Consider the following 18,458-nt stretch of genomic DNA (forward strand, 5'->3'; position numbering starts at 1 on the left):
GGCCGTGGTGAACCACCACGCCGCCGCCTTGGGCTTTGTGGAGTGAACACAGCGCATGCCACCCGCGTGCATTGCGTTCAATCCGACAAGGAGCATCCATGGCCATCTCATCACCCGGTCTTGCCAGCGGCCTCGACATCAAGGGCATCGTCTCCCAGCTCGTGGCGCTGGAGCGCGCGCCCCTGGCGCCCCTGCAGCAACAGGCCGCCGGCCTGCAGAGCAAGCTCTCCATCTACGGCACCATCAAGTCGATGGTGTCGGCCCTGGGTGACGCTGCGAAAAAACTCGCCGACCCCAAGGCCTGGGACCTCGTCAAGGGCGGCTCCACCGCACCCGACAAGGTCGGCATCTCCGTCACCGCCGGCACGGCGCCGACGTCCATGAGCATCGAGGTGCAGGCGTTGGCCCGGGCGCAGTCCACGGCTTCTTCGGCCTTGCCCACCGGCTCGACTGTCGGCGCGGGCACGCTGAACATCCAGGTGGGCAGCTGGGCTACGGGCGACTTCGTGGCAGGCACCGCCGCAGCGATCAATGTGGAAGTGACCGCCCAGGACACGCTCAGCAGCATCGCCACCAAGATCAACGCGGGCAACGGCGGCGTCTCGGCCACGGTGTTGCGCGACGCTTCCGGCGAGCGCCTGCTGGTGCGCTCCACACGCACCGGCGAAGACCTGGGCTTTCGCATCCAGGCCACCGACGGCGATGGCAACAACACCGATGCCGCGGGCCTGTCCCGCCTCGCCTACGACGGCACCGGCGGCAACTTCCACGGCATGACGCTCAGCCAGGCCGGCAGCAACGCCCGCGCCACGGTGAACAACGTGCCGATCACCTCGGCCAGCAACACGGTGTCGGACGCCCTGCCCGGCATCACGCTCAACCTGTCCGCGGTCACGACCACGCCGGTGGATCTCACCGTGTTCAACGACAAGGACGGGATGCGCAAGAACGTCCAGGCGTTTGTGGATGCCTACAACGCCATCAACTCCATGCTGTCCACCGCCACCAAGTACGACCCGGACACCAAGGTGGCCGGCTCCCTGCAGGGCGACAGCACCGCCGTGGGTCTGCAAAACGCGCTGCGCGGCATGATGCGCTCGGTCACACCGGGGGGCGATTTCACCCGCCTGCTCGACATCGGCATCGAGATCAAGAGCGGCGGCGTGATGAGCGTGGACGGCACCAAGCTCGACGCCGCGATGTCCGACCCGGCGGAGCTGAAGAACCTCTTTACCGCCGCCAGCACCGACCCCAGCGCCCAGGGCTTCGGCCTGAAGATGAGCGCCTTTGCCACGGGTTTGCTGGGCGTGAACGGCACGCTCACGGGGCGCTCCGAGGCGCTGCAGAACTCTGTGAAACGCAACACCAAGGAGCAGGACAAGGTGGTGGACCGCGCGGCCCGCGCCGAAGTGCGGTACCTGGCGCAGTACAACGCCATGGACAACGCCGTGGGCAAGCTCAGCGGCCTCAACGCCTTTGTGTCGCAACAGGTCACGCTCTGGAACAAGAGCACCGGCTGACCTTGTCCGGCCACACCAAGAGCCCGGGCACGGTGAACCCTGCCCGGCTTTTTCACGTCTGGAGTCCTAGATGAACCACAAGACGCCATCCCCCGTTTCGGCCGGTTTTTCACCGCATATCGTCCATTTCGCGCCTACAGTCCCCGCGACGCGTGCCGATACAGAAAGGCATCAGCCACAAGGAACCGATGCCATGTTTACCTCTGTGAATTCCCGCGCCGCCACCGCCTACAAACGCGTGTCCACCGACACCGGTGTGAGCACGGCCGACCCGCACCAGCTCGTCAGCCTGTTGTTTGAAGGTCTCATCCAGTCGCTCAACGCAGCGCGCGGTGCCATGGAGCGTGGCGAGGTGGAGGCCAAGGGCCGTGCCATCGGCAAGTCCGTTCGCATCATCGAAGAAGGCCTCAAGGCCGGTCTGAACCTGTCGCAAGGCGGGGAGATCGCCCACAACCTGCTGGGTGTCTACAGCTACGCGGTGCAGCGCCTGTCGTGGGCCAACCTGCGCAACGACCCCGCAGCTGTCCGCGAGGTGCTCAACCTCATCGAACCGCTGGCCGATTCCTGGAAACAGATCCGCACCGGCGCCCTGCAGGGAGCCTGACATGGAGCACCAACTCTTGGACTACTACAAAGCCATCGAGCGCACGAGCCAGCAGATGCTGGAGGCCGCACAGACCGAAAACTGGGATCAGGTGGTGCGCCTGGAAGGCGCCTGCGCCGTGCTGATCGCGCAGCTGCGCCACAAGTCAAAGACCGACGAACTCGGCCCGGAAGACCGCAAGGAAAAGAACCGGATCATGCAGCGCATCCTGCGCACCGACGCCGAGATCCGCTGCCTGGCCGAACCCTGGCTGAACGACCTGGCACAAATGTTCGACCGAGGTAGCCCCGCCCCCATGCATTGAAAGGCGCCCCCCGCGCCGGCCTGCGGCCGTCACCCCCCAGGGGGCGATGTCTGCGGTCTGGCAGAGCCAGTCCCGCGACATCCTGGACGGGTCACGCGCTCCGGAAAGGGAACTCAGACACTCATGTTCATGATGTCGCTGTAAGCCTGAACCATGCGGTTGCGCACGTGCAGCGTGGCCTGGAAGCCGATCTGGGACTTCTGCATGGCGAGCATGGTTTCTTCCAGGCTCACCTTGGGGTTGCCCAGCTGCACCTGGGTCTGCAGGCGAGAGGCTTCTTCCTGTGAGGCGCTCACTTCCTTCAGGGCGTTCTTGAAGTTCGCGGCAAAGCCGGACTCCACCCCGTTGGCCGCGCCGGGGCGCTTGAGGGCCGACTGGCCGATGCCGTTGAGGGCCTGGCTGGTGAGGGGAGAAATGCGCATGTCCATGGCGGACTCCTTCAACAAAAGATGACGCCCTGATGCTAGGGGGCGCACCGCCTGCAAGGGGCGGGAATAAGGGCACAAACGCCGGCCTTTTCACGGCTATGGCGCGGGCACCCGGACCGAATAATCGAACGCAACAGGGTGTCAATCCCTCTGCCATCGACCTTCTACCGAACCCCGAATGCCATGAGCACCACCGCCGTTGCCGAACTGGATGTCACACCGCCCGCCCGAGAGCGCAGCGCGTTCGGCGACGGGTTCGCCCGCATGGACCAGGCACAGAAGATCAAGCTCGGCCTGGGCGCCCTCGCCCTGCTGGCGATTGCGCTGGCGTTCTTCTTCATGGGCCGCCAGCCCGAGTGGCGCGTGCTCTACGCCAACCTCGGTGACAAAGACGGTGGCGCCATCGTGGCCCAGCTCTCGCAAATGAACGTGCCCTACAAGCACGCCGAGGGCGGCCAGGCCATCATGGTGCCGGCCGACAAGGTGCACGACACGCGCCTGCGCCTGGCCTCGCAAGGCCTGCCCAAAGGCTCGGTCACCGGTTTCGAAATGATGGAAGCCAACCGCTTCGGCATGACGCAGTTCCAGGAGCGCCTGACCTTCCAGCGCGGCCTGGAGGGCGAACTCACCCGTTCGATCCAGTCGCTGTCGTCGGTGCAGAGCGCACGCATTCACCTGGCCCTGCCCAACCAGAACGGTTTCTTTCGCGAACAGCAGAAGCCCAGCGCGTCGGTGCTGCTCACACTGCACCCCGGCCGCACACTGGACCGCGCCCAGGTGGCCGGCATCGTGCACCTGGTGGCCTCCAGCGTGCCCGAGATGAACCCCAAGGCGGTGAGCATCGTGGACGACGCGGGCAACCTGCTCTCCAACCCACCCGATGGCCAGGCCCAGGGCGCAGACACCCAGAAGCTGCAGTACGTGCAGCAGCTCGAACAGCTCTACACCCGCCGCATCATGGAGATGCTGGAGCCGCTGGTGGGCCGCAACAACGTGAAGGCGCAGGTGAGCGCCGAAGTCGACTTCTCGATGGTGGAGTCCACCAGCGAACAGCACCGCCCCAACCAGGGCCCCGACGCACCCGCGACCGTGCGCAGCCAGCAGACCGTGGAAGACGGCAGCGGCCCGCGCGCCCAGCCGTCGGGCGTGCCCGGCGCGGTGAGCAACCAGCCGCCGGCCACCGGCACCGCCCCCATCAACGGCGCCGCCGCACCCGTGGGTGTGAACAGCGCCCAGGGCACCGGCCAGGCCGGCAGCTCGCGCCGCGAGTCGGTGGTGAACTACGAGGTCGACAAAACGGTGAAGGTGGTGCGCGAATCCAGCGGCCAGGTCAAGCGCCTGAGCGCGGCGGTGGTGATCAACCACCGCACCACGGTGGACAAGGCCGGCAAGGAAACCACCACCGCCATTCCGCCGCAGCAGCTCGAACAAATGACCGCGCTGGTGCGCGAAACGATTGGCTTCAACAAGGAACGCGGCGACTCGGTCAACGTGGTCAACGCGGTGTTCAACGTCGAAAAGGCCGGCGAGGACGCTGCGGCCCTGCCCTGGTGGAAAGAGGCCGACAACCAGGAACTCATGCGCAGCCTGGCCTGGCCGCTGGGCATGGTGGGCCTGGGCCTGCTGGTGCTCATGGGCATGGTGCGCCCCGGCCTCAAGCTCATGAAGACGCCGGCCGCGCGCCGCCTGGAAACCACACCGGTGCAACCGCTCAACGCGGTGCTCAACGAATCGCCCGAGCGCCCCGGCCTGCCCATGCCGAGCAACGAACCGACCGCTGAAGCGCAACGCATCGCCGACGCCAAGCGCCTCGCGCTGGAGAACCCGATGGCGGTGGCGAACATCGTCAAGGGCTGGGTGAATGGTGAGGCGCCGGCATGAGCCGGCGCCACCCCCTGCGCCGCTGCGCGGCTTCCCCCTCTCTCGCCTTCGGCGGGAGGGGGACGGCATCTCGGGCCGGCGGAGCCGGACCCTTGATGCCCCTGGATGCGGGCGCGGGCGCTCGAGCGTTTCGTCTGAATTGCGTTGAAGGAATCTGAATCATGGAAGACCAGGGAATCCAGGACGCTGCCATCTTTCTCATGTCGCTGGGCGAAGAGGAAGCGGCCGAGGTGTTCAAGCACCTTTCGCCCAAGGAAGTGCAGAAGCTGGGCGAGACGATTGCCAAGACGCGTTCGGTGTCGCACGAGCGCGTGGACCAGGTGATGCAGAAGTTCACCACCGAGGCGTCTTCGCAGAGCCTGCTGGTGTCCGACACCGACAACTACGTGCGCGCCGTGCTCAAGCGCGCGCTGGGCGATGACAAGGCGTCGCTGCTGATCGACCGCATCTTGCAGGGCGGTGATGTCTCGGGCATTGAAAGCCTGAAGTGGATGGACCCGCTGTCCATTGCCGAGCTGCTGCGCAACGAGCACCCGCAGATCGTGGCCGCCATCCTGGTGCACCTGGAGTCGGACCAGACCGCCGGCGTGCTGAAGAACTTCAACGAGCGCACGCGCAACGAGGTGATGCTGCGCATCGCCACGCTCGAAGGCATCCAGCCCACGGCCCTGAAAGACCTCAACGAGGTGCTCTACAAGGTGCTCGCCGGTGGCGACAAGATCCGCAAGACCTCCATGGGCGGTGTGAAGACGGCCGCTGAAATCATCAACATGATGGGCACGCAGATCGAGACCTCGGTGATCGAGTCGATCCGCGAATTCGACAGCGACCTGGCCCAGAAGATCATGGACAAGATGTTCATCTTCGAAGACCTGCTCAAGCTCGACGGCAAGTCGATCCAGATGGTGCTGAAAGAAGTGGCCACCGATTCGCTGGTGATCGCGCTCAAGGGCGCCACCACCGAGCTGCGCGATCTGGTGCTGGGCAACATGTCCAGCCGCGCCGCCGAAGCGCTGCGCGAAGACCTCGAATCGCGCGGCCCGGTGCGCCTGTCCGAAGTGGAAGGCCAGCAGAAGGAAATCCTGAAGATCGTTCGCCGCCTCTCCGACGAAGGCCAGATCGTGATCATGGGCGGCGGCGAAGAAGAAGCGTTCGTCTGATCGACCGCCCATGCACAGACACACCATGGCCACCTCCAAACCCAACCCCCACTCCCGCTTCATCCCGCGCGAAGAAATCGACGGCGTGGCCGCCTGGCATTTCTCGGCGGTCGACGGCAGCGACGACCACGCCCACGCGGCCACCGCAGACGGCAGCTCCGGCGAAGGCGTGACCTCCGAGGTGCTGCAGGAAGCGCGCCAGCAGGCGTATGCCGATGGTTTTGCACGCGGCCACGACGCCGGCGGCCAGGAAGTGCGCGACGCGATGGAAGCCACGCTGCGCAAGACCGCCGAAGAAACCGCCGTGCGCATGGCGCAGCTGCTGCACAACACGCGCGACCACCTCAAGAAGAGCGAAGACCAGATCTCGCGCCACATCCTGGAGCTGGCCTGCGACCTGGCACGCCAGGTGGTGCGCCAGGAGATCAAGAGCGACCCGGCGCACCTCAGGCCCGTGATCGCCGAAGCGCTGGGCCAGCTCGTGGACGACGGCCAGGCCGCCACCGTGCGCATGAACCCGGGCGACCTCGCCATGATGAAAGGCGCCCTGCTGGAAAACATGGGCAGCCACCCCGCCGAGTTCGTGGCCGATGCCGCCATCAGCCCCGGCGGCTGCCTGATCGAGTCGGCCACCATGACGGTGGACGCCACCATTGAAAAACGCTGGTCGCGCGCCGTGGGCAACCTCGGCATGGACGCGGCCTGGAACCCAAAGGACACCGATGTCTGACAGCACGTTCGGAACGGAAAGCCGCTGGGGCCACTTCATGGAAGACGTGCGCGCCAACGCGGCGGTGAAAACGCCGCTGGAAGTGCGCGGCACGCTCACCCGCCTGGCGGGGCTCGTGCTGGAGGCTGTGGGCCTGAAGGTGCCGGTGGGCTCGCAGTGCCTGATCGAGAACGGCCACAAGGAGCCGGTGCTGGCCGAGGTGGTGGGCTTCTCCAACGACAAGGCCTACCTCATGCCCGCAGGCGACACGCACGGCCTCTCCAGCGGCGCGAGCGTCACGCCGCTGGCGCCCTACCGCACCGTGCCGCGCGTGGGCCATGCCAACAAGCCGCCTTCGCCCGACGACCGCGGCACGCTGCGCCTGCCCCTGGGCGCGGGCCTGCTGGGCCGCGTGGTCGACTCGCACGGCAACCCGCTGGACCACCAGGGCCCCATCACCCACGTGGACATCGAGCCGATGGACCGCGCGCCCCTCAACGCCATGGACCGTGACCCGGTGCGCACGCCGCTGGACACCGGTGTGCGCGCCATCAACGCGCTGCTCACCGTGGGACGCGGCCAGCGCATTGGCCTGTTTGCCGGCTCCGGCGTGGGCAAGAGCGTGCTGCTGGGCATGATGGCCCGCTACACCAAGGCCGACGTGATCGTGGTCGGGCTCATCGGCGAACGTGGCCGCGAGGTAAAGGAATTCATTGAAGACATCCTGGGCGCCGAGGGCCGCAAGCGCTCGGTGGTGGTGGCCGCTCCGGCCGACGCGCCGCCGCTGGTGCGCATGCAGGGCGCCGCGTATGCCACGGCCATTGCCGAGCGCTTCCGCGACGACGGGCTCGACGTGCTGCTGCTCATGGACTCGCTCACCCGCTACGCCATGGCGCAGCGCGAGATCGCGCTGGCCATTGGCGAGCCCCCGGCCACCAAGGGCTACCCGCCTTCGTGCTTTGCCAAGCTGCCGCAACTGGTGGAGCGCAGCGGCAACGGCCTCAATGGCAAGGGTTCGATCACGGCCTTCTATACCGTGCTCTCCGAAGGCGACGACCAGCAGGACCCGATTGCCGACGCGGCCCGCGCCATCCTGGACGGCCACATCGTGCTCTCGCGCGCGCTGGCCGAGTCGGGCCACTTCCCGGCCATCGATGTGGAGGCCTCGGCTTCCCGCGTGATGCACAACGTGGCCGGCGCGGTGCACCTGGAGCTGGCGCGCAAGTTCCGCAGCCTGTACTCGCGCTACCAGAAGAGCCGCGACCTGATCCAGCTGGGCGCCTACGTGGCCGGCAGCGACCCGGAAACCGACCGCGCCATCGTGCTCTACCCCGCCCTGCAGCGCTTCCTGATGCAGGACATGCACGAGGCCGCCACCTTGCCAGAGAGCCTGCGCCAGATGCAGACCGCGCTGCAGGACGACAAGGAAAAAGGCGCGCCGCAGCGCCAGTCCCGCCCGCACCACAACCCGTATGAAGGAAGCGCAGGATGACCGCGATACAGACGCTGCACAAAGTGGTGGATATCGCCGAAAAGCGCCGGGACGAAGCGCTCGGCGTGCTGGCCCAGATGCAGCGCGAGCTGCGCGTGGCGCAAGACCAGATGGACCAGCTGCAGGCCTACGCCCAGGAGGCCGAGGCACGCTGGACCGCACGCAGCGCCGTGGGCGTGGACACCGCGCTGCTCATGCACCACCGCCAGTTCATGCACAAGATTCACCACGCGCTGGAGTTCCAGAACGGCGTGCTCGCCGACCGCCAGCGCCATATCGACAACGCGCAGGAACAGGTGCACACCGCCGAGCGCGACCTGGCCGGCCTGCGCAAGTTCGCCCAGCGCAAGCAGCAGGCCATGGACCACAAGGCGCAACGCCAGGACCAGAAGTACACCGACGAGATGGCCCTGTCCATCCACCTGCGCCACCAGCTGGCCCAGGCGCAGGCCCGCAACTGATCCTTCGAAACTGACCCTTCGACCGCGACCCTCTCATGACCACCACGCACGCCAGCACCCAGGCCCCCAAGCCCACCGAAGCGGCCAAGCCCTCGCAGCACGGCCACGCGGCGCGCCCGCAAGGCGAAAAACCCGTGCCGGCCGACCTGTTTGCCAGCCTCCTGAGCCTGGTGAGCGACACCCACCTGGCGCCCACCGAGACCAGCCCGCTGGAGGGCGAAGCCATCGACGACAAGACGGCAGGCAAAGGGAAAGGCAAAGGCAAGGCCGACGACGCAGAAGCGAACCCGCTGGCTGTTTTGCTGGCCTGGGCCACGCCCGCCACAGCGGCCACATCGGCCACCACCGCCGGAGCCACCGCGCCCGATGCCAAGGCGGTGGCCGGTGCCGACACCCAGGCCGCCCTGCTCAAAACCGCTGGTGCGGAAGGCACGGGCAAAGACAGCGGCGTGGACATCAGCGGCATGACCCGCGTTGACGAACCCGCCCCCGCGCTGAGCGCACAGGCGCGCGCCGCCTCGCGCCCGGCCTTCAGCCCGCTCAGCCCGCAAGCCGCAGCCACGGTGGCCTCCACCGCCCAGAACCAGCGCGCGGGCGCCAGCGACAGCACCACCGCCCCTGGCAACGCACCGGCCCTGGTGTGGCAGCGCGGCGCGGTCTCCAGCACCGAAGCGCTGCAACAGCAGCACAGCGCCCAGTTCGCTCAGGTGCGCGCCACCGCTGCGATCAACGAGCGCCTCGGGCTGGTGGGCGCCCCCGCCGACACACCGGCAGGCCCCGCCCCGCTGCGCGAGTTCGCACTCGGCGCAGGCGGCAGCACCAGCAACGCCGCCCCAGGCGCGGGCACCACACAAGACGCCGGCCTGGCCGGTGCGGCCGGCGCCAGCGGCGCCGACACCGGCAGCAGCGGCGACAACAGCCCATCCAACACCTCGCCCGATGCGCAGCACGGCGACGGCCACCCCCACGCCAACACAGACGCCGACGCCCCGACCGTGAGCCACTGGGGCACCCAGCACCTGCGCCACGCCAGCCTGCGCGTGGGCGGCGAAGGCGGCAGCGACGCCATCGACATCCAGCTCGCCGTCAAAGGCCAGGAAGTGCAGGTCGCGTTCCAGACCGACAACGCCGAAGCCCGTGCCACCCTGCGCGAGAGCGCCGGCGCCTCGCTGGCCGACCTCATGCAGCGCAGCGGCATCCAGCTCGGCGGCGTGTCGGTGGGCTCGCAAGGCACGTCGCAGGGCGATGGCGGGCACTCAACACGCCCCGCAGGCCTGAGCACCGAAGCCCTGGGCCGCACCGCCCGCGCCACCGAACCCGCCAGCCGCCCTGCCCCGGCACCCCGCGCCGACGGCAGCCGTCCGCTGGACGTGTTTGCCTGACGCAGCCCGGCGGCGAAGCCCCGAATAGGCGCCTTTTACGGCGCTTATCTGGCGACCACCCAGGGGGGTGGCGCCCAATAATTCTTTCAACCCCACACGCTTTGGCCCGTGGGAAACGTTGAAGGAAGAACATGTCTGCTGCTGCCGCCACCGCCGATGCCACCGAAGCGCCCAAGAAGAAGAGCAAGAAACTGCTGTTCATCATTCTGGGTGTGGTGGTGCTTGCGCTGATCGGCGCTGGCGCCGCGCTGTTCATCCTGAAGAAGAACACCGCCCACGACGACGAGGAAGACGGCGACGCGCCGGTGGCCGTGGAGCACAGCAAGCCCAAGACGCCTCCCACGTTCCTGCCGCTGGAAAACATGGTCATCAACCTGGCCGATGCCGGTGGCAACCGCTTCGTGCAGGTGGGCCTGACGCTGCAACTGCAGGACACCGCGACCGAGACCGCCGTGAAGTCTTACCTGCCCAAGATCCGCAGCAACGTGCTGGTGCTGATCTCGCAGCGCACCGCCGACGAGATGCTGCAGGCCAAGGGCAAGGAAAAGCTCGCCAACGACATCATTGCCACCATCTCGCACGAGATGGGCTACGAAATGCCCGAGGCCGACGAAGCCGACGACCACGACGCCGCACCGCGCAAGAAGAAGAAAAAGTCGAAGGCGCCGCCCAACCCGGTGCAGGCGGTTCTGTTCTCCAGCTTCATCGTGCAGTAACCGGACGACACGCCATGGCCGAATCGTTTCTGTCCCAGGAAGAGATCGACGCCCTCCTCGAAGGCGTCACGGGCGAGAGCCAGAAGCTGGCAAAAGAGGAAGTGCCCACCGGCGGTGTGCGCGACTACAACCTCTCCAGCCAGGAACGCATTGTTCGTGGGCGCATGCCCACCATGGAAATCGTCAACGAGCGCTTCTCGCGCAACCTGCGCCTGGGCCTGTTCAACTTCATCCGCCGCAGCCCCGAGATTTCGGTGGGCGCCGTGCAGGTGCAGAAATACAGCGCCTTCCTGCGCGAGCTGGTGGTGCCGACCAACTTCAACATCATGGCCATCCGCCCGCTGCGCGGCAACGGGCTGGTGGTGTGCGAGCCCACGCTGCTGTTTGGCGTGATCGACAGCCTGTACGGCGGCAACGGCAAATTCCACACCCGCATTGAAGGCCGCGACTTCTCGCCCACCGAGCAGCGCGTGATCAACCGCCTGGTGGACGTGGTGGCCGAGGAATACAAGAAGGCCTGGCGCGGCGTGTACCCGATCGAGCTGGCCTACCAGCGCTCGGAAATGCAGCCGCAGTTCGCCACCATCGCCACCCCCAGCGAAATCGTGGTGTCCACCAGCTTCACGCTGGAGATTGGCGACATCGCCGGCTCGCTGCACATCTGCATTCCCTACGCCACGCTGGAACCCATTCGCGACGTGCTGTATTCCAGCGTGCAGGGCGATGCCATCGAGGTCGACCGCCGCTGGGTCAAGCTGCTCAGCCACGAGATCCAGGCCGCCGAGGTGACCATGGTCGCCGAGCTGGCGCAGACGGAAGCCACGGTGGAGCAGCTGCTGGCCATGCAGATCGGCGATTTCATCGAGCTGGACCGCCACCCCTCGATCAAGGCCCACGTGGATGGCGTGCCGGTTTTCGAATGCCAGTACGGCACCCACAAAGGCAAATACGCGCTGCGCGTGGAGCGCAACCTTCGCGGCATTGATATGAACTGGCTGGGAGATTCCTATGTCAACTGAGACCCCAAACACCATGAACGACGCTGTTGCAGACGATTGGGCCCAGGCCCTGGAAGAACAGGCCTCCACGGTCAATGTCAACGAGGACGGCGCGCCGGTCTTCGAGTCGGCCACCGCACCGGTGTCCGCTGCGGGCGCCACGGGCAACCCGATGCAGGACATCCAGATGGTGCTGGACATTCCCGTGCAGCTGTCGGTGGAACTGGGTCGCACGCGCGTGCCGATCAAGTACATCCTGCAGCTCGCGCAGGGCTCCATCGTCGAGCTCGACGCGCTGGCCGGCGAACCGATGGATGTGCTCATCAACGGCTACCTGATTGCCCAGGGCGAGGTGGTGGTGGTGAATGACAAGTTCGGCATCCGCCTCACCGACATCGTGACGCCTTCTGAGCGGATGCGCAGGGTCAGTCGGACGTGACCGCAGGTCACGTCACCCCCAGCGCCGCCTTCGGCGTCACCCCCCTGGGAGGGGGGCGATGCCTTGGGCCGGCGTAGCCGGACCCTCGGCATCTCTTGATTGAAGACATCTCACCCTGATACCCATGCTGCAAAACGCCCTCCCTGCCCTTGCGCTGCTGGCCATCATGGTGGCCATGGCGTTTGCCCTCAAATGGGCGCGCCGCCGCCTGCCGGGTGCGGTGGGCCACAGCGGGCCGCCGATGCAGTTGCTCTCGTCGCTGTCGCTGGGCCCGCAGCAACGCGTGGTCACGGTGCAGGTGGGCCAGGGCGATGAGGCGGTGTGCCTGGTGCTCGGTGTCTCGCCGGGTTCCGTGAACGCGCTGCACCACATGCCCCTGCCCGCCCATCTGCCGCAGACCGAGGCCCCCATCGTCACGCCCGCGTCCAGCTTCGCGGCGCGCCTGGCCCAACTCACCAAGGCTCCGAATGCGCCACGCTGACACCTTGCGCCGCGGCCTGCTGCTCGCCGCCGCTGCCTTGCTTGCCACCGGCGCCTGGGCCCAGGGCGCACCCGCTGCCCCCGCCGGCCCCACCCTGCCGCTCATGGTGGGCCAGGGCGCAGGCGGCACCAGCTATTCGGTGCCGATCCAGACGCTGCTCTTCTTCACCGCGCTGTCTTTCCTGCCGGCCGTGCTGCTGCTCATGACGGGCTTCACCCGCATCGTGATCGTGCTCTCGCTGCTGCGCCAGGCGCTGGGCACGCAGTCGGCCCCGCCCAATCAGGTGATCATCGGCCTGTCGCTGTTCCTCACGCTGTTCGTGATGGGCCCCACGCTGGACAAGGTGTACGCCGATGCCTACGAGCCCTACTCGCGCAACGCCATCACCTTCGACCAGGCGCTCGAACGCGGCCAGGCCCCCATGCGCGAGTTCATGCTCAAGCAGACGCGCCAGTCCGACTTCGAACTCTTCGCCAAGCTGGCCAAACTGCCCGCCGACGTGACCGCGCAGAACGCACCGTTTCGCGTGCTCGTGCCGGCCTTCGTCACCAGCGAGCTCAAGACCGCTTTCCAGATCGGCTTCATGATCTTCATCCCCTTCCTGGTGATCGACATGGTGGTGGCCAGCGTGCTGATGTCGCTGGGCATGATGATGCTGTCGCCCGTGCTGGTGGCGCTGCCGTTCAAGCTCATGCTGTTCGTGCTGGCCGATGGCTGGAATCTGCTCATCGGCTCTCTCGCCGCCTCTTTTGCACAGTAGGTAGAACATGGATCCGCAAGCCGCTCTCACGATGGCGCAGAACGCGCTGTTCATGTTGCTCATGATTGCTGCGCCGGTGCTCGGCGTGGTGCTGGCCGTGGGCCTGCTGGTGAGCCTGTTCCAGGCCATCACGCAGATCAACGAAGCCACGCTGGCGTTTGTGCCCAAGCTCATCGCGGCCATTGCGGTGTTTGCCATCGCCGGTCCCTGGATGATGACCACCATGGTCGAGTTCATCCGGAACACGATCCTCTCGATCCCGAACTACGCGATCTAGATGGAACACCCCTGCCGCGCTGCGCGCGACCCCCTCAAGGGGGCGGCACCTGAGGCCCGGCAGAGCCGGTTCCTCGGTGCCCTTGTTGGGGTCATTTCGCATTCGGCCGGCTGACCATGCCCACCTTCACCGAAGCCCAGGTCATGGCGCTGGTCTCGCCGGTGTTCTGGCCGTTCCTGCGCATCCTGGCGGTGTTCTCCAGCGCGCCCATCTTCTCGTCGCGCTCGGTGCCCATGCGCACGCGCGTGGCCCTGGCGATGCTGGTGGCGCTGTGCGCGCAGGCCGGCCTGCCCGACCAGCCCGTGGTCGCGCTCACCGATCCGGCCGCCTTTTCAGTGGTGATGCAACAGGTGGTCGTGGGCATTGCCATCGGCCTGGCGGTACGCATCGTGTTTGCCTCGGTGGAGCTGGCCGGTGAGCTCATCGGCCTGCAGATGGGGCTGAACTTCGCGGGCTTTTTCGACCCGTCGACCAACTCGCAATCGAGCACCGTGGGCCGCTTCTTCGGCAACACCACCATGCTGCTTTTCGTGGTGATGGGCGGGCACCTCATGCTGCTGCAGGCCGTGGTGGCCAGCTTCAACACCTTCCCCATCGGCGGCAGCGCGTTCGAGTCCATCAACCGCATGCAACTGCACGAACTCGGCGCGGTGGTGTTTCGCTACGGGCTGTGGATCGCCCTGCCCATGATCGGCATGCTGCTGTTCATCAACATCGTGCTGGGGTTCATCTCGCGCATTGCGCCGCAGATGAACGCCTTTGCCATCGGCTTTCCGCTCACGCTCTCCGCGGGCCTGGTGGGCATTGCCTTCACGCTGCCCATGCTGGACGCGCCCGTGGCCTCGCTCATGCGCCTGGCCACCGAAATCTTCACCGGCGGCTGAGGCCGCACCCCTGCCGCCCATCTGGCCGCACTACACCGCTGGGGTGTTGCGCCGATACAGGGGCTACGGACTGTTGCCGCTCCCCGGGCACAGCCGTTGTCTGGAGATCCTCATGAAACTTCGCACCCAGATCCTCTGCCTCGGCCTGGCCGGCGCCGCGCTGGTCTCCGCTGCGGGCGGCATCGGCTGGCTGGCCGTCTCGTCCATGGCCACCAAAGTCGAAGCTTCCGCCCGCGCAGGCCAGGCGCTTCAGGCCTCGCAAAGCGCGGACATGATGCACGACGCCGTGCGCGGCGACGCCCAGCGCGCGTTGCTGGCCGCCATGAAGGGCGATGCCGCCACCATCTCCGCGACCCGGACCGACCTGACCGATCACATCACCACCTTCGATGCCGCCCTCAAGAAGATCTCAGAGGCCGGGGTGGAGGCCGAAGCGCAGAAGGCACTCAGCGCCACGCTGCCGGTGGTCGCGCAATACACGCAGGCGGCGCAGGCGGTGATCGCCGCTTCGGCGCAGGGCGTGGCACAGGCCGAAGCCCAGATGCCCGCGCTGGACAAGGCGTTTGCGCAGCTGGAAGACGAACTCGAGAAGCTCTCGGGAATGATCGAGGAAGACGGCACCCGAATTTCGGCGGCGGCCGCAGCCAGTGTGGCGCAGTCGCTCTGGACCATCGCCGTCGCCGTGCTGGTGGCCACTGTGCTGCTGGTGCTCGGTGCCCTGTGGGTGGCCCGCCTCATGGCGGTGGCCATGGAGCAGGCCGTGGCCGCTGCGGACCACCTCGCTGATGGTGACCTCAGCCGCACGATCACACCGGTGGGCAACGACGACACGCGCCAGCTGCTGGGCGCCATGCGCACCATGCAGCAGCGCATGAGCGAAACGGTGAGCCATGTGCAGGACAACGCCGCCCTCGTCTCGGACGCGAGCGTGCAGATCGCCCAGGGCAACAACGACCTGTCCACCCGCACCGAGCAACAGGCCGCCGCACTGGAAGAAACCGCGGCGTCCATGGAAGAGCTGGGCAGCACCGTGCGCCAGACCGCCGACCACGCAGGCAAGGCCAACGAGCTGGCCCGAAGCGCCTCGAAGATCGCAGCCGAAGGGGGCGACGTGGTGGGCAAGGTGGTGCAGACGATGCGCGGCATCAACGACAGCTCGCGGCGCATCGCCGACATCATCGGCGTGATCGACAGCATTGCCTTCCAGACCAACATCCTGGCACTGAACGCCGCGGTGGAAGCCGCCCGCGCAGGCGAACAGGGCCGGGGCTTTGCGGTGGTGGCGGCCGAGGTGCGCAACCTCGCGCAGCGCAGCGCGCAGGCGGCCAAGGAAATCAAGGGACTGATCGACACCAGCGTCGAGCGTGTGGCCAGCGGCACCGTGCTGGCCGATCAGGCGGGTGTGACCATGGAGGGCGTGGTGGAGGCGATCCGCCGCGTGTCCGATCTGGTCAACGAGATCAGCAATGCCACCAGCGAGCAGAGCGCGGGCGTGGGTCAGGTGGGCGAGACCATCAGCCAGATGGACCGCGTGACACAACAGAACGCCGCGCTGGTGGAAGAAAGCGCGGCGGCGGCCGACAGCCTGCGGCAACAGGCCTTGCAACTGGTGCAGGCCGTGGCCGTCTTCAAGCTGGGCCGCTCGCCGAGCCGGGCGGCCCCGATGGCGGCCTGATCGCCGCGGCCCCCTCCAACACGAGCGGGGCGGCCTCGCGCATGGCCGCCACAAACTGCCGCAGGCGCGCCGGGTAAAACCGCGCGTAGGGGTAGATGAGGTACAGCGGCAGCGGTGGCGCCTGCCACTCGGGCGCCAGCCGCAGCAGCCGCCCGGCGGCCAGGTCGTCGGCCACCATCCAGGCCGAGACGATGCCCACGCCCAGGCCCGCCAGCGCGGCATTGCGCACCACATAGAGGCTGTCCGTGCTCAGGCGCGGCTTGATGGAAAACGGGTGCGCCTGCCCGGTGGCCGCGTGCGTGAGCACCACTTCGTTGCGGTAGTAGGTGCGCAGCGCCAGCCACGGCAGGCTCGCGAGTTCGTCGGCGTGCTGCGGCACGGGCGCGCCTTGCAGCACCTCGGGCGAGGCCACCACGATGCGCGGCACATCCACCAGCTTGATCGCCACCGCCGCCGGGTCGCGCACCTCGCCCACGTGCAGTGCGCAGTCAATCCCCTCGCCAATGAGGTCTTGCGTGTCGTCGCGCAGCAGCCACTCGACATTCACCAGCGGGTGGCGCTGCAAGAACGCCGCCAGCGGTCGCACGAACTGCTCCTGCCCGAACGCGTGGGGCGCGAGCACGCGCAGCGCGCCTTTGGGCTCGTCGCCCACGCCGCGCACGTCGGCCTCGAACGACTCCCAGCTCTCCAGCAAGGCCTTGGCCCGCTCGAAGCAGCGCTCGCCGTCTTCCGTCAGGCGCATGGCGCGGGTGGAGCGCTGCAGCAGGCGCAGGCCCAGCGTGCGCTCCAGCGCCTGCAGGCGCCGGCTCACGGTGGGCTGGGTGGTGTTGAGCCGCGCGGCAGCGCCCGAGAGGCTGCCCGCCTCGACGATGCGCACGAAGGTCTGCATCAGGTCCAGGCGGTCGCCGCTGACACCGGCGGCATCGGACGGTACGGCAAGAGGCGCGGGCTTTTTCATGCGCGAATCGTATATCTGAAGTGCTCGGCAGGCCACTACCGCCGCCGCCCCAAGGGTGGGAGACTCGCGGCTCGTTGTCAATTCACAGGGTTTACCCCATGTCAGCCATCCGCTCCACGAATAGCTTGAACACCCCCCACGCGGGCCTGTCGCGCAGCCTCACGCTGCTGCTGGCCACCAGCGCAGGCGTCGGCGTGGCCGCGCTGTATTACAGCCAGCCCATGCTCGGTGTGCTGGGCGAAGACACCGGCGCCAGCACACAGGCCCTGGGCCTGGTGCCCACGCTCACGCAGCTCGGCTACGCGCTGGGCATGCTGTTCACCGCGCCGCTGGGCGACCGCCACGACCGGCGCCAGCTCATCCTGTGGAAGGTGGCCATGCTCGTGGCCAGCCTGCTGGCGGCTGCGTGGGCGCCTTCGGTGGGCCTGCTGCTGGCCGCCAGCCTGGCCATGGGCGTGGCCGCGTCGCTGGCGCAGGACATCGTGCCGGCCGCCGCCACGCTGGCGCCCGAAGCGCAGCGCGGGCAGGTGGTCGGCACCGTCATGACCGGGCTGTTGCTGGGCATCCTGCTCTCGCGCGTGGTGAGCGGCTTCACGGCGGAGCACCTGGGCTGGCGCACGATGTTCATGGCCGCCGCGCTGGCCACGGCCCTGCTGGGTGTGGCCCTGTGGCGCTCGCTGCCGCACTTCAAGCCCACCACCACGCTCGCCTACGGCGCGCTGCTGGGCTCGCTGCTCACGCTCTGGCGCCAGCACCCCGCGCTGCGCCGCGCCATGGTGGCGCAGAGCCTGCTGGGGGTGGGCTTCAGCGCGGTGTGGTCCACGCTGGCCATCTGGCTGCACGGCGCGCCGTTTCACCTGGGGGCGGGCGCGGCGGGTGCCTTCGGGCTGGCCGGGGCGGCTGGCGCCGTGGCCGCGCCCGTGTTTGGCCGCCTGGCCGACCGGCACGGCCCGCACGCCATCACCCTGCTGGGCGCCGGCATCGCTGCCGTGTCGTTTGCGGCCATGCCGCTGGCGCCGTGGCTGCCGCGCGAGCTGCAGCTGTGGTGGCTCGCGGCCACGGTGCTGGGCTTCGACCTGGGCTTTCAGTCGGCGCTGGTCGCCCACCAGACGCTCATCTACAGCATCGACCCCGGCGCGCGCAGCCGCCTCAACGCCATGCTGTTCGTCTCGATGTTCAGCGCCATGGCGCTGGGCGCGGCACTGGCCAGCCTGCTGTTTGCGCACTGGGGCTGGGTGGCGGTGAGCGCCCTGGCCACCGGAGCGGCCTTGCTGGCTGCAGTGGTGCGCTGGCTGCCGGCGCGCGGCGCCGTGCCGCAGCGCGCCTGAG

Annotated in this window: 20 protein-coding genes; 18 read left to right on the forward strand and 2 right to left on the reverse strand. The window is 67.8% G+C overall.

Features of this window, described 5'->3' with window-relative positions; translation table 11 throughout:
- The first annotated feature begins 98 nt into the window (after positions 1-98).
- The 3 genes from fliD to KXJ60_RS04060 all read left to right on the forward strand — a co-directional run bounded on the left by fliD (position 99) and on the right by KXJ60_RS04060 (position 2,428).
- Positions 99-1,520, forward strand: coding sequence for a flagellar filament capping protein FliD (fliD, locus tag KXJ60_RS04050; RefSeq protein ID WP_291124339.1), 1,422 nt, complete (start codon positions 99-101; stop codon positions 1,518-1,520).
- Between the two features lie 193 nt (positions 1,521-1,713).
- Complete coding sequence (gene fliS / locus KXJ60_RS04055; RefSeq protein WP_291124341.1) at positions 1,714-2,124, forward strand: flagellar export chaperone FliS; 411 nt, start codon at positions 1,714-1,716, stop codon at positions 2,122-2,124.
- A 1-nt stretch (position 2,125) separates the two neighbouring features.
- On the forward strand, positions 2,126-2,428 hold the full coding sequence (locus tag KXJ60_RS04060) for a flagellar protein FliT (protein WP_291124343.1): 303 nt from the start codon (positions 2,126-2,128) through the stop codon (positions 2,426-2,428).
- A gap of 113 nt (positions 2,429-2,541) precedes the next feature.
- On the opposite strand, the gene fliE is transcribed toward KXJ60_RS04060, so the two are convergent.
- Positions 2,542-2,856: a flagellar hook-basal body complex protein FliE gene (gene fliE, locus KXJ60_RS04065; RefSeq protein ID WP_291124344.1), complete on the reverse strand. Its 315-nt coding sequence runs from the start codon at positions 2,854-2,856 to the stop codon at positions 2,542-2,544.
- A gap of 183 nt (positions 2,857-3,039) precedes the next feature.
- Here fliE and fliF point away from each other — a divergent pair, with 183 nt between their 5' ends.
- The 14 genes from fliF (at position 3,040) to KXJ60_RS04135 (ending at position 16,171) form a co-directional block, all read left to right on the forward strand.
- The gene (fliF, locus tag KXJ60_RS04070; RefSeq protein WP_291124346.1) at positions 3,040-4,737 is read left to right on the forward strand and encodes a flagellar basal-body MS-ring/collar protein FliF; all 1,698 of its coding nucleotides are present in this window, start codon (positions 3,040-3,042) and stop codon (positions 4,735-4,737) included.
- Between the two features lie 161 nt (positions 4,738-4,898).
- The gene (gene fliG, locus KXJ60_RS04075) at positions 4,899-5,897 is read left to right on the forward strand and encodes a flagellar motor switch protein FliG (protein WP_291124347.1); all 999 of its coding nucleotides are present in this window, start codon (positions 4,899-4,901) and stop codon (positions 5,895-5,897) included.
- Between the two features lie 25 nt (positions 5,898-5,922).
- Complete coding sequence (locus tag KXJ60_RS04080) at positions 5,923-6,627, forward strand: flagellar assembly protein FliH (RefSeq protein ID WP_291124349.1); 705 nt, start codon at positions 5,923-5,925, stop codon at positions 6,625-6,627.
- Positions 6,628-6,664: 37 nt separating this feature from the next.
- The gene (fliI, locus tag KXJ60_RS04085) at positions 6,665-8,098 is read left to right on the forward strand and encodes a flagellar protein export ATPase FliI (RefSeq protein WP_291124496.1); all 1,434 of its coding nucleotides are present in this window, start codon (positions 6,665-6,667) and stop codon (positions 8,096-8,098) included.
- Positions 8,095-8,559, forward strand: coding sequence for a flagellar export protein FliJ (gene fliJ / locus KXJ60_RS04090; protein ID WP_291124351.1), 465 nt, complete (start codon positions 8,095-8,097; stop codon positions 8,557-8,559). Before fliI ends, fliJ begins: the two co-directional genes overlap by 4 nt.
- A gap of 35 nt (positions 8,560-8,594) precedes the next feature.
- Positions 8,595-9,941, forward strand: coding sequence for a flagellar hook-length control protein FliK (locus KXJ60_RS04095; protein ID WP_291124353.1), 1,347 nt, complete (start codon positions 8,595-8,597; stop codon positions 9,939-9,941).
- Positions 9,942-10,072: 131 nt separating this feature from the next.
- A complete protein-coding gene (locus tag KXJ60_RS04100) occupies positions 10,073-10,657 on the forward strand; it encodes a flagellar basal body-associated FliL family protein (RefSeq protein ID WP_291124354.1) in 585 nt (194 codons plus the stop codon).
- A gap of 14 nt (positions 10,658-10,671) precedes the next feature.
- Positions 10,672-11,676 (forward strand): flagellar motor switch protein FliM, encoded by a 1,005-nt coding sequence (gene fliM / locus KXJ60_RS04105; RefSeq protein ID WP_291124355.1) that lies wholly within the window; start codon positions 10,672-10,674, stop codon positions 11,674-11,676.
- Positions 11,666-12,094 carry a flagellar motor switch protein FliN gene (gene fliN, locus KXJ60_RS04110; RefSeq protein ID WP_291124357.1) on the forward strand — a complete coding sequence of 143 codons (429 nt, stop codon included), beginning with the start codon at positions 11,666-11,668 and terminating at the stop codon, positions 12,092-12,094. The genes fliM and fliN overlap by 11 nt, the downstream gene beginning before the upstream one ends.
- A 124-nt stretch (positions 12,095-12,218) precedes the next feature.
- Complete coding sequence (locus KXJ60_RS04115) at positions 12,219-12,575, forward strand: flagellar biosynthetic protein FliO (protein WP_291124358.1); 357 nt, start codon at positions 12,219-12,221, stop codon at positions 12,573-12,575.
- Positions 12,562-13,335: a flagellar type III secretion system pore protein FliP gene (fliP, locus tag KXJ60_RS04120; RefSeq protein WP_291124360.1), complete on the forward strand. Its 774-nt coding sequence runs from the start codon at positions 12,562-12,564 to the stop codon at positions 13,333-13,335. Before KXJ60_RS04115 ends, fliP begins: the two co-directional genes overlap by 14 nt.
- A 7-nt stretch (positions 13,336-13,342) precedes the next feature.
- A complete protein-coding gene (gene fliQ, locus KXJ60_RS04125) occupies positions 13,343-13,612 on the forward strand; it encodes a flagellar biosynthesis protein FliQ (protein ID WP_291124362.1) in 270 nt (89 codons plus the stop codon).
- 116 nt (positions 13,613-13,728) lie between these two features.
- Positions 13,729-14,496: a flagellar biosynthetic protein FliR gene (gene fliR, locus KXJ60_RS04130; protein ID WP_291124364.1), complete on the forward strand. Its 768-nt coding sequence runs from the start codon at positions 13,729-13,731 to the stop codon at positions 14,494-14,496.
- Between the two features lie 112 nt (positions 14,497-14,608).
- The gene (locus tag KXJ60_RS04135) at positions 14,609-16,171 is read left to right on the forward strand and encodes a methyl-accepting chemotaxis protein (RefSeq protein WP_291124366.1); all 1,563 of its coding nucleotides are present in this window, start codon (positions 14,609-14,611) and stop codon (positions 16,169-16,171) included.
- Here the strand turns inward: KXJ60_RS04135 and KXJ60_RS04140 are convergent.
- On the reverse strand, positions 16,125-17,129 hold the full coding sequence (locus tag KXJ60_RS04140) for a LysR family transcriptional regulator (protein ID WP_291124368.1): 1,005 nt from the start codon (positions 17,127-17,129) through the stop codon (positions 16,125-16,127). The two genes, KXJ60_RS04135 and KXJ60_RS04140, sit on opposite strands and share 47 nt — an antisense overlap.
- A 98-nt stretch (positions 17,130-17,227) precedes the next feature.
- Between KXJ60_RS04140 and KXJ60_RS04145 the strand changes: the two genes are divergently transcribed.
- Positions 17,228-18,457: an MFS transporter gene (locus tag KXJ60_RS04145; RefSeq protein ID WP_291124370.1), complete on the forward strand. Its 1,230-nt coding sequence runs from the start codon at positions 17,228-17,230 to the stop codon at positions 18,455-18,457.
- Position 18,458: the final 1 nt, after the last annotated feature.

Origin of the sequence: Hydrogenophaga sp. (assembly GCF_019264445.1) — a bacterium.
Lineage (GTDB): Bacteria > Pseudomonadota > Gammaproteobacteria > Burkholderiales > Burkholderiaceae_C > Hydrogenophaga.

What these genes read in the sequence shown, in the direction of transcription:
- fliP (WP_291124360.1), top strand. Translation starts at nt 12,562, where the DNA reads ATGCGCCACGCTGACACCTTGCGCCGCGGCCTGCTGCTCGCCGCCGCT.
- fliF (WP_291124346.1), top strand. Translation starts at nt 3,040, where the DNA reads ATGAGCACCACCGCCGTTGCCGAACTGGATGTCACACCGCCCGCCCGA.
- fliG (WP_291124347.1), top strand. Translation starts at nt 4,899, where the DNA reads ATGGAAGACCAGGGAATCCAGGACGCTGCCATCTTTCTCATGTCGCTG.
- fliM (WP_291124355.1), top strand. Translation starts at nt 10,672, where the DNA reads ATGGCCGAATCGTTTCTGTCCCAGGAAGAGATCGACGCCCTCCTCGAA.
- fliD (WP_291124339.1), top strand. Translation starts at nt 99, where the DNA reads ATGGCCATCTCATCACCCGGTCTTGCCAGCGGCCTCGACATCAAGGGC.
- fliI (WP_291124496.1), top strand. Translation starts at nt 6,665, where the DNA reads ATGGAAGACGTGCGCGCCAACGCGGCGGTGAAAACGCCGCTGGAAGTG.
- fliE (WP_291124344.1), bottom strand. Translation starts at nt 2,856, where the DNA reads ATGGACATGCGCATTTCTCCCCTCACCAGCCAGGCCCTCAACGGCATC.
- fliJ (WP_291124351.1), top strand. Translation starts at nt 8,095, where the DNA reads ATGACCGCGATACAGACGCTGCACAAAGTGGTGGATATCGCCGAAAAG.
- KXJ60_RS04095 (WP_291124353.1), top strand. Translation starts at nt 8,595, where the DNA reads ATGACCACCACGCACGCCAGCACCCAGGCCCCCAAGCCCACCGAAGCG.
- KXJ60_RS04080 (WP_291124349.1), top strand. Translation starts at nt 5,923, where the DNA reads ATGGCCACCTCCAAACCCAACCCCCACTCCCGCTTCATCCCGCGCGAA.
- KXJ60_RS04100 (WP_291124354.1), top strand. Translation starts at nt 10,073, where the DNA reads ATGTCTGCTGCTGCCGCCACCGCCGATGCCACCGAAGCGCCCAAGAAG.
- fliS (WP_291124341.1), top strand. Translation starts at nt 1,714, where the DNA reads ATGTTTACCTCTGTGAATTCCCGCGCCGCCACCGCCTACAAACGCGTG.
- fliQ (WP_291124362.1), top strand. Translation starts at nt 13,343, where the DNA reads ATGGATCCGCAAGCCGCTCTCACGATGGCGCAGAACGCGCTGTTCATG.
- KXJ60_RS04145 (WP_291124370.1), top strand. Translation starts at nt 17,228, where the DNA reads ATGTCAGCCATCCGCTCCACGAATAGCTTGAACACCCCCCACGCGGGC.
- KXJ60_RS04140 (WP_291124368.1), bottom strand. Translation starts at nt 17,129, where the DNA reads ATGAAAAAGCCCGCGCCTCTTGCCGTACCGTCCGATGCCGCCGGTGTC.
- KXJ60_RS04135 (WP_291124366.1), top strand. Translation starts at nt 14,609, where the DNA reads ATGAAACTTCGCACCCAGATCCTCTGCCTCGGCCTGGCCGGCGCCGCG.
- KXJ60_RS04060 (WP_291124343.1), top strand. Translation starts at nt 2,126, where the DNA reads ATGGAGCACCAACTCTTGGACTACTACAAAGCCATCGAGCGCACGAGC.
- fliN (WP_291124357.1), top strand. Translation starts at nt 11,666, where the DNA reads ATGTCAACTGAGACCCCAAACACCATGAACGACGCTGTTGCAGACGAT.
- KXJ60_RS04115 (WP_291124358.1), top strand. Translation starts at nt 12,219, where the DNA reads ATGCTGCAAAACGCCCTCCCTGCCCTTGCGCTGCTGGCCATCATGGTG.
- fliR (WP_291124364.1), top strand. Translation starts at nt 13,729, where the DNA reads ATGCCCACCTTCACCGAAGCCCAGGTCATGGCGCTGGTCTCGCCGGTG.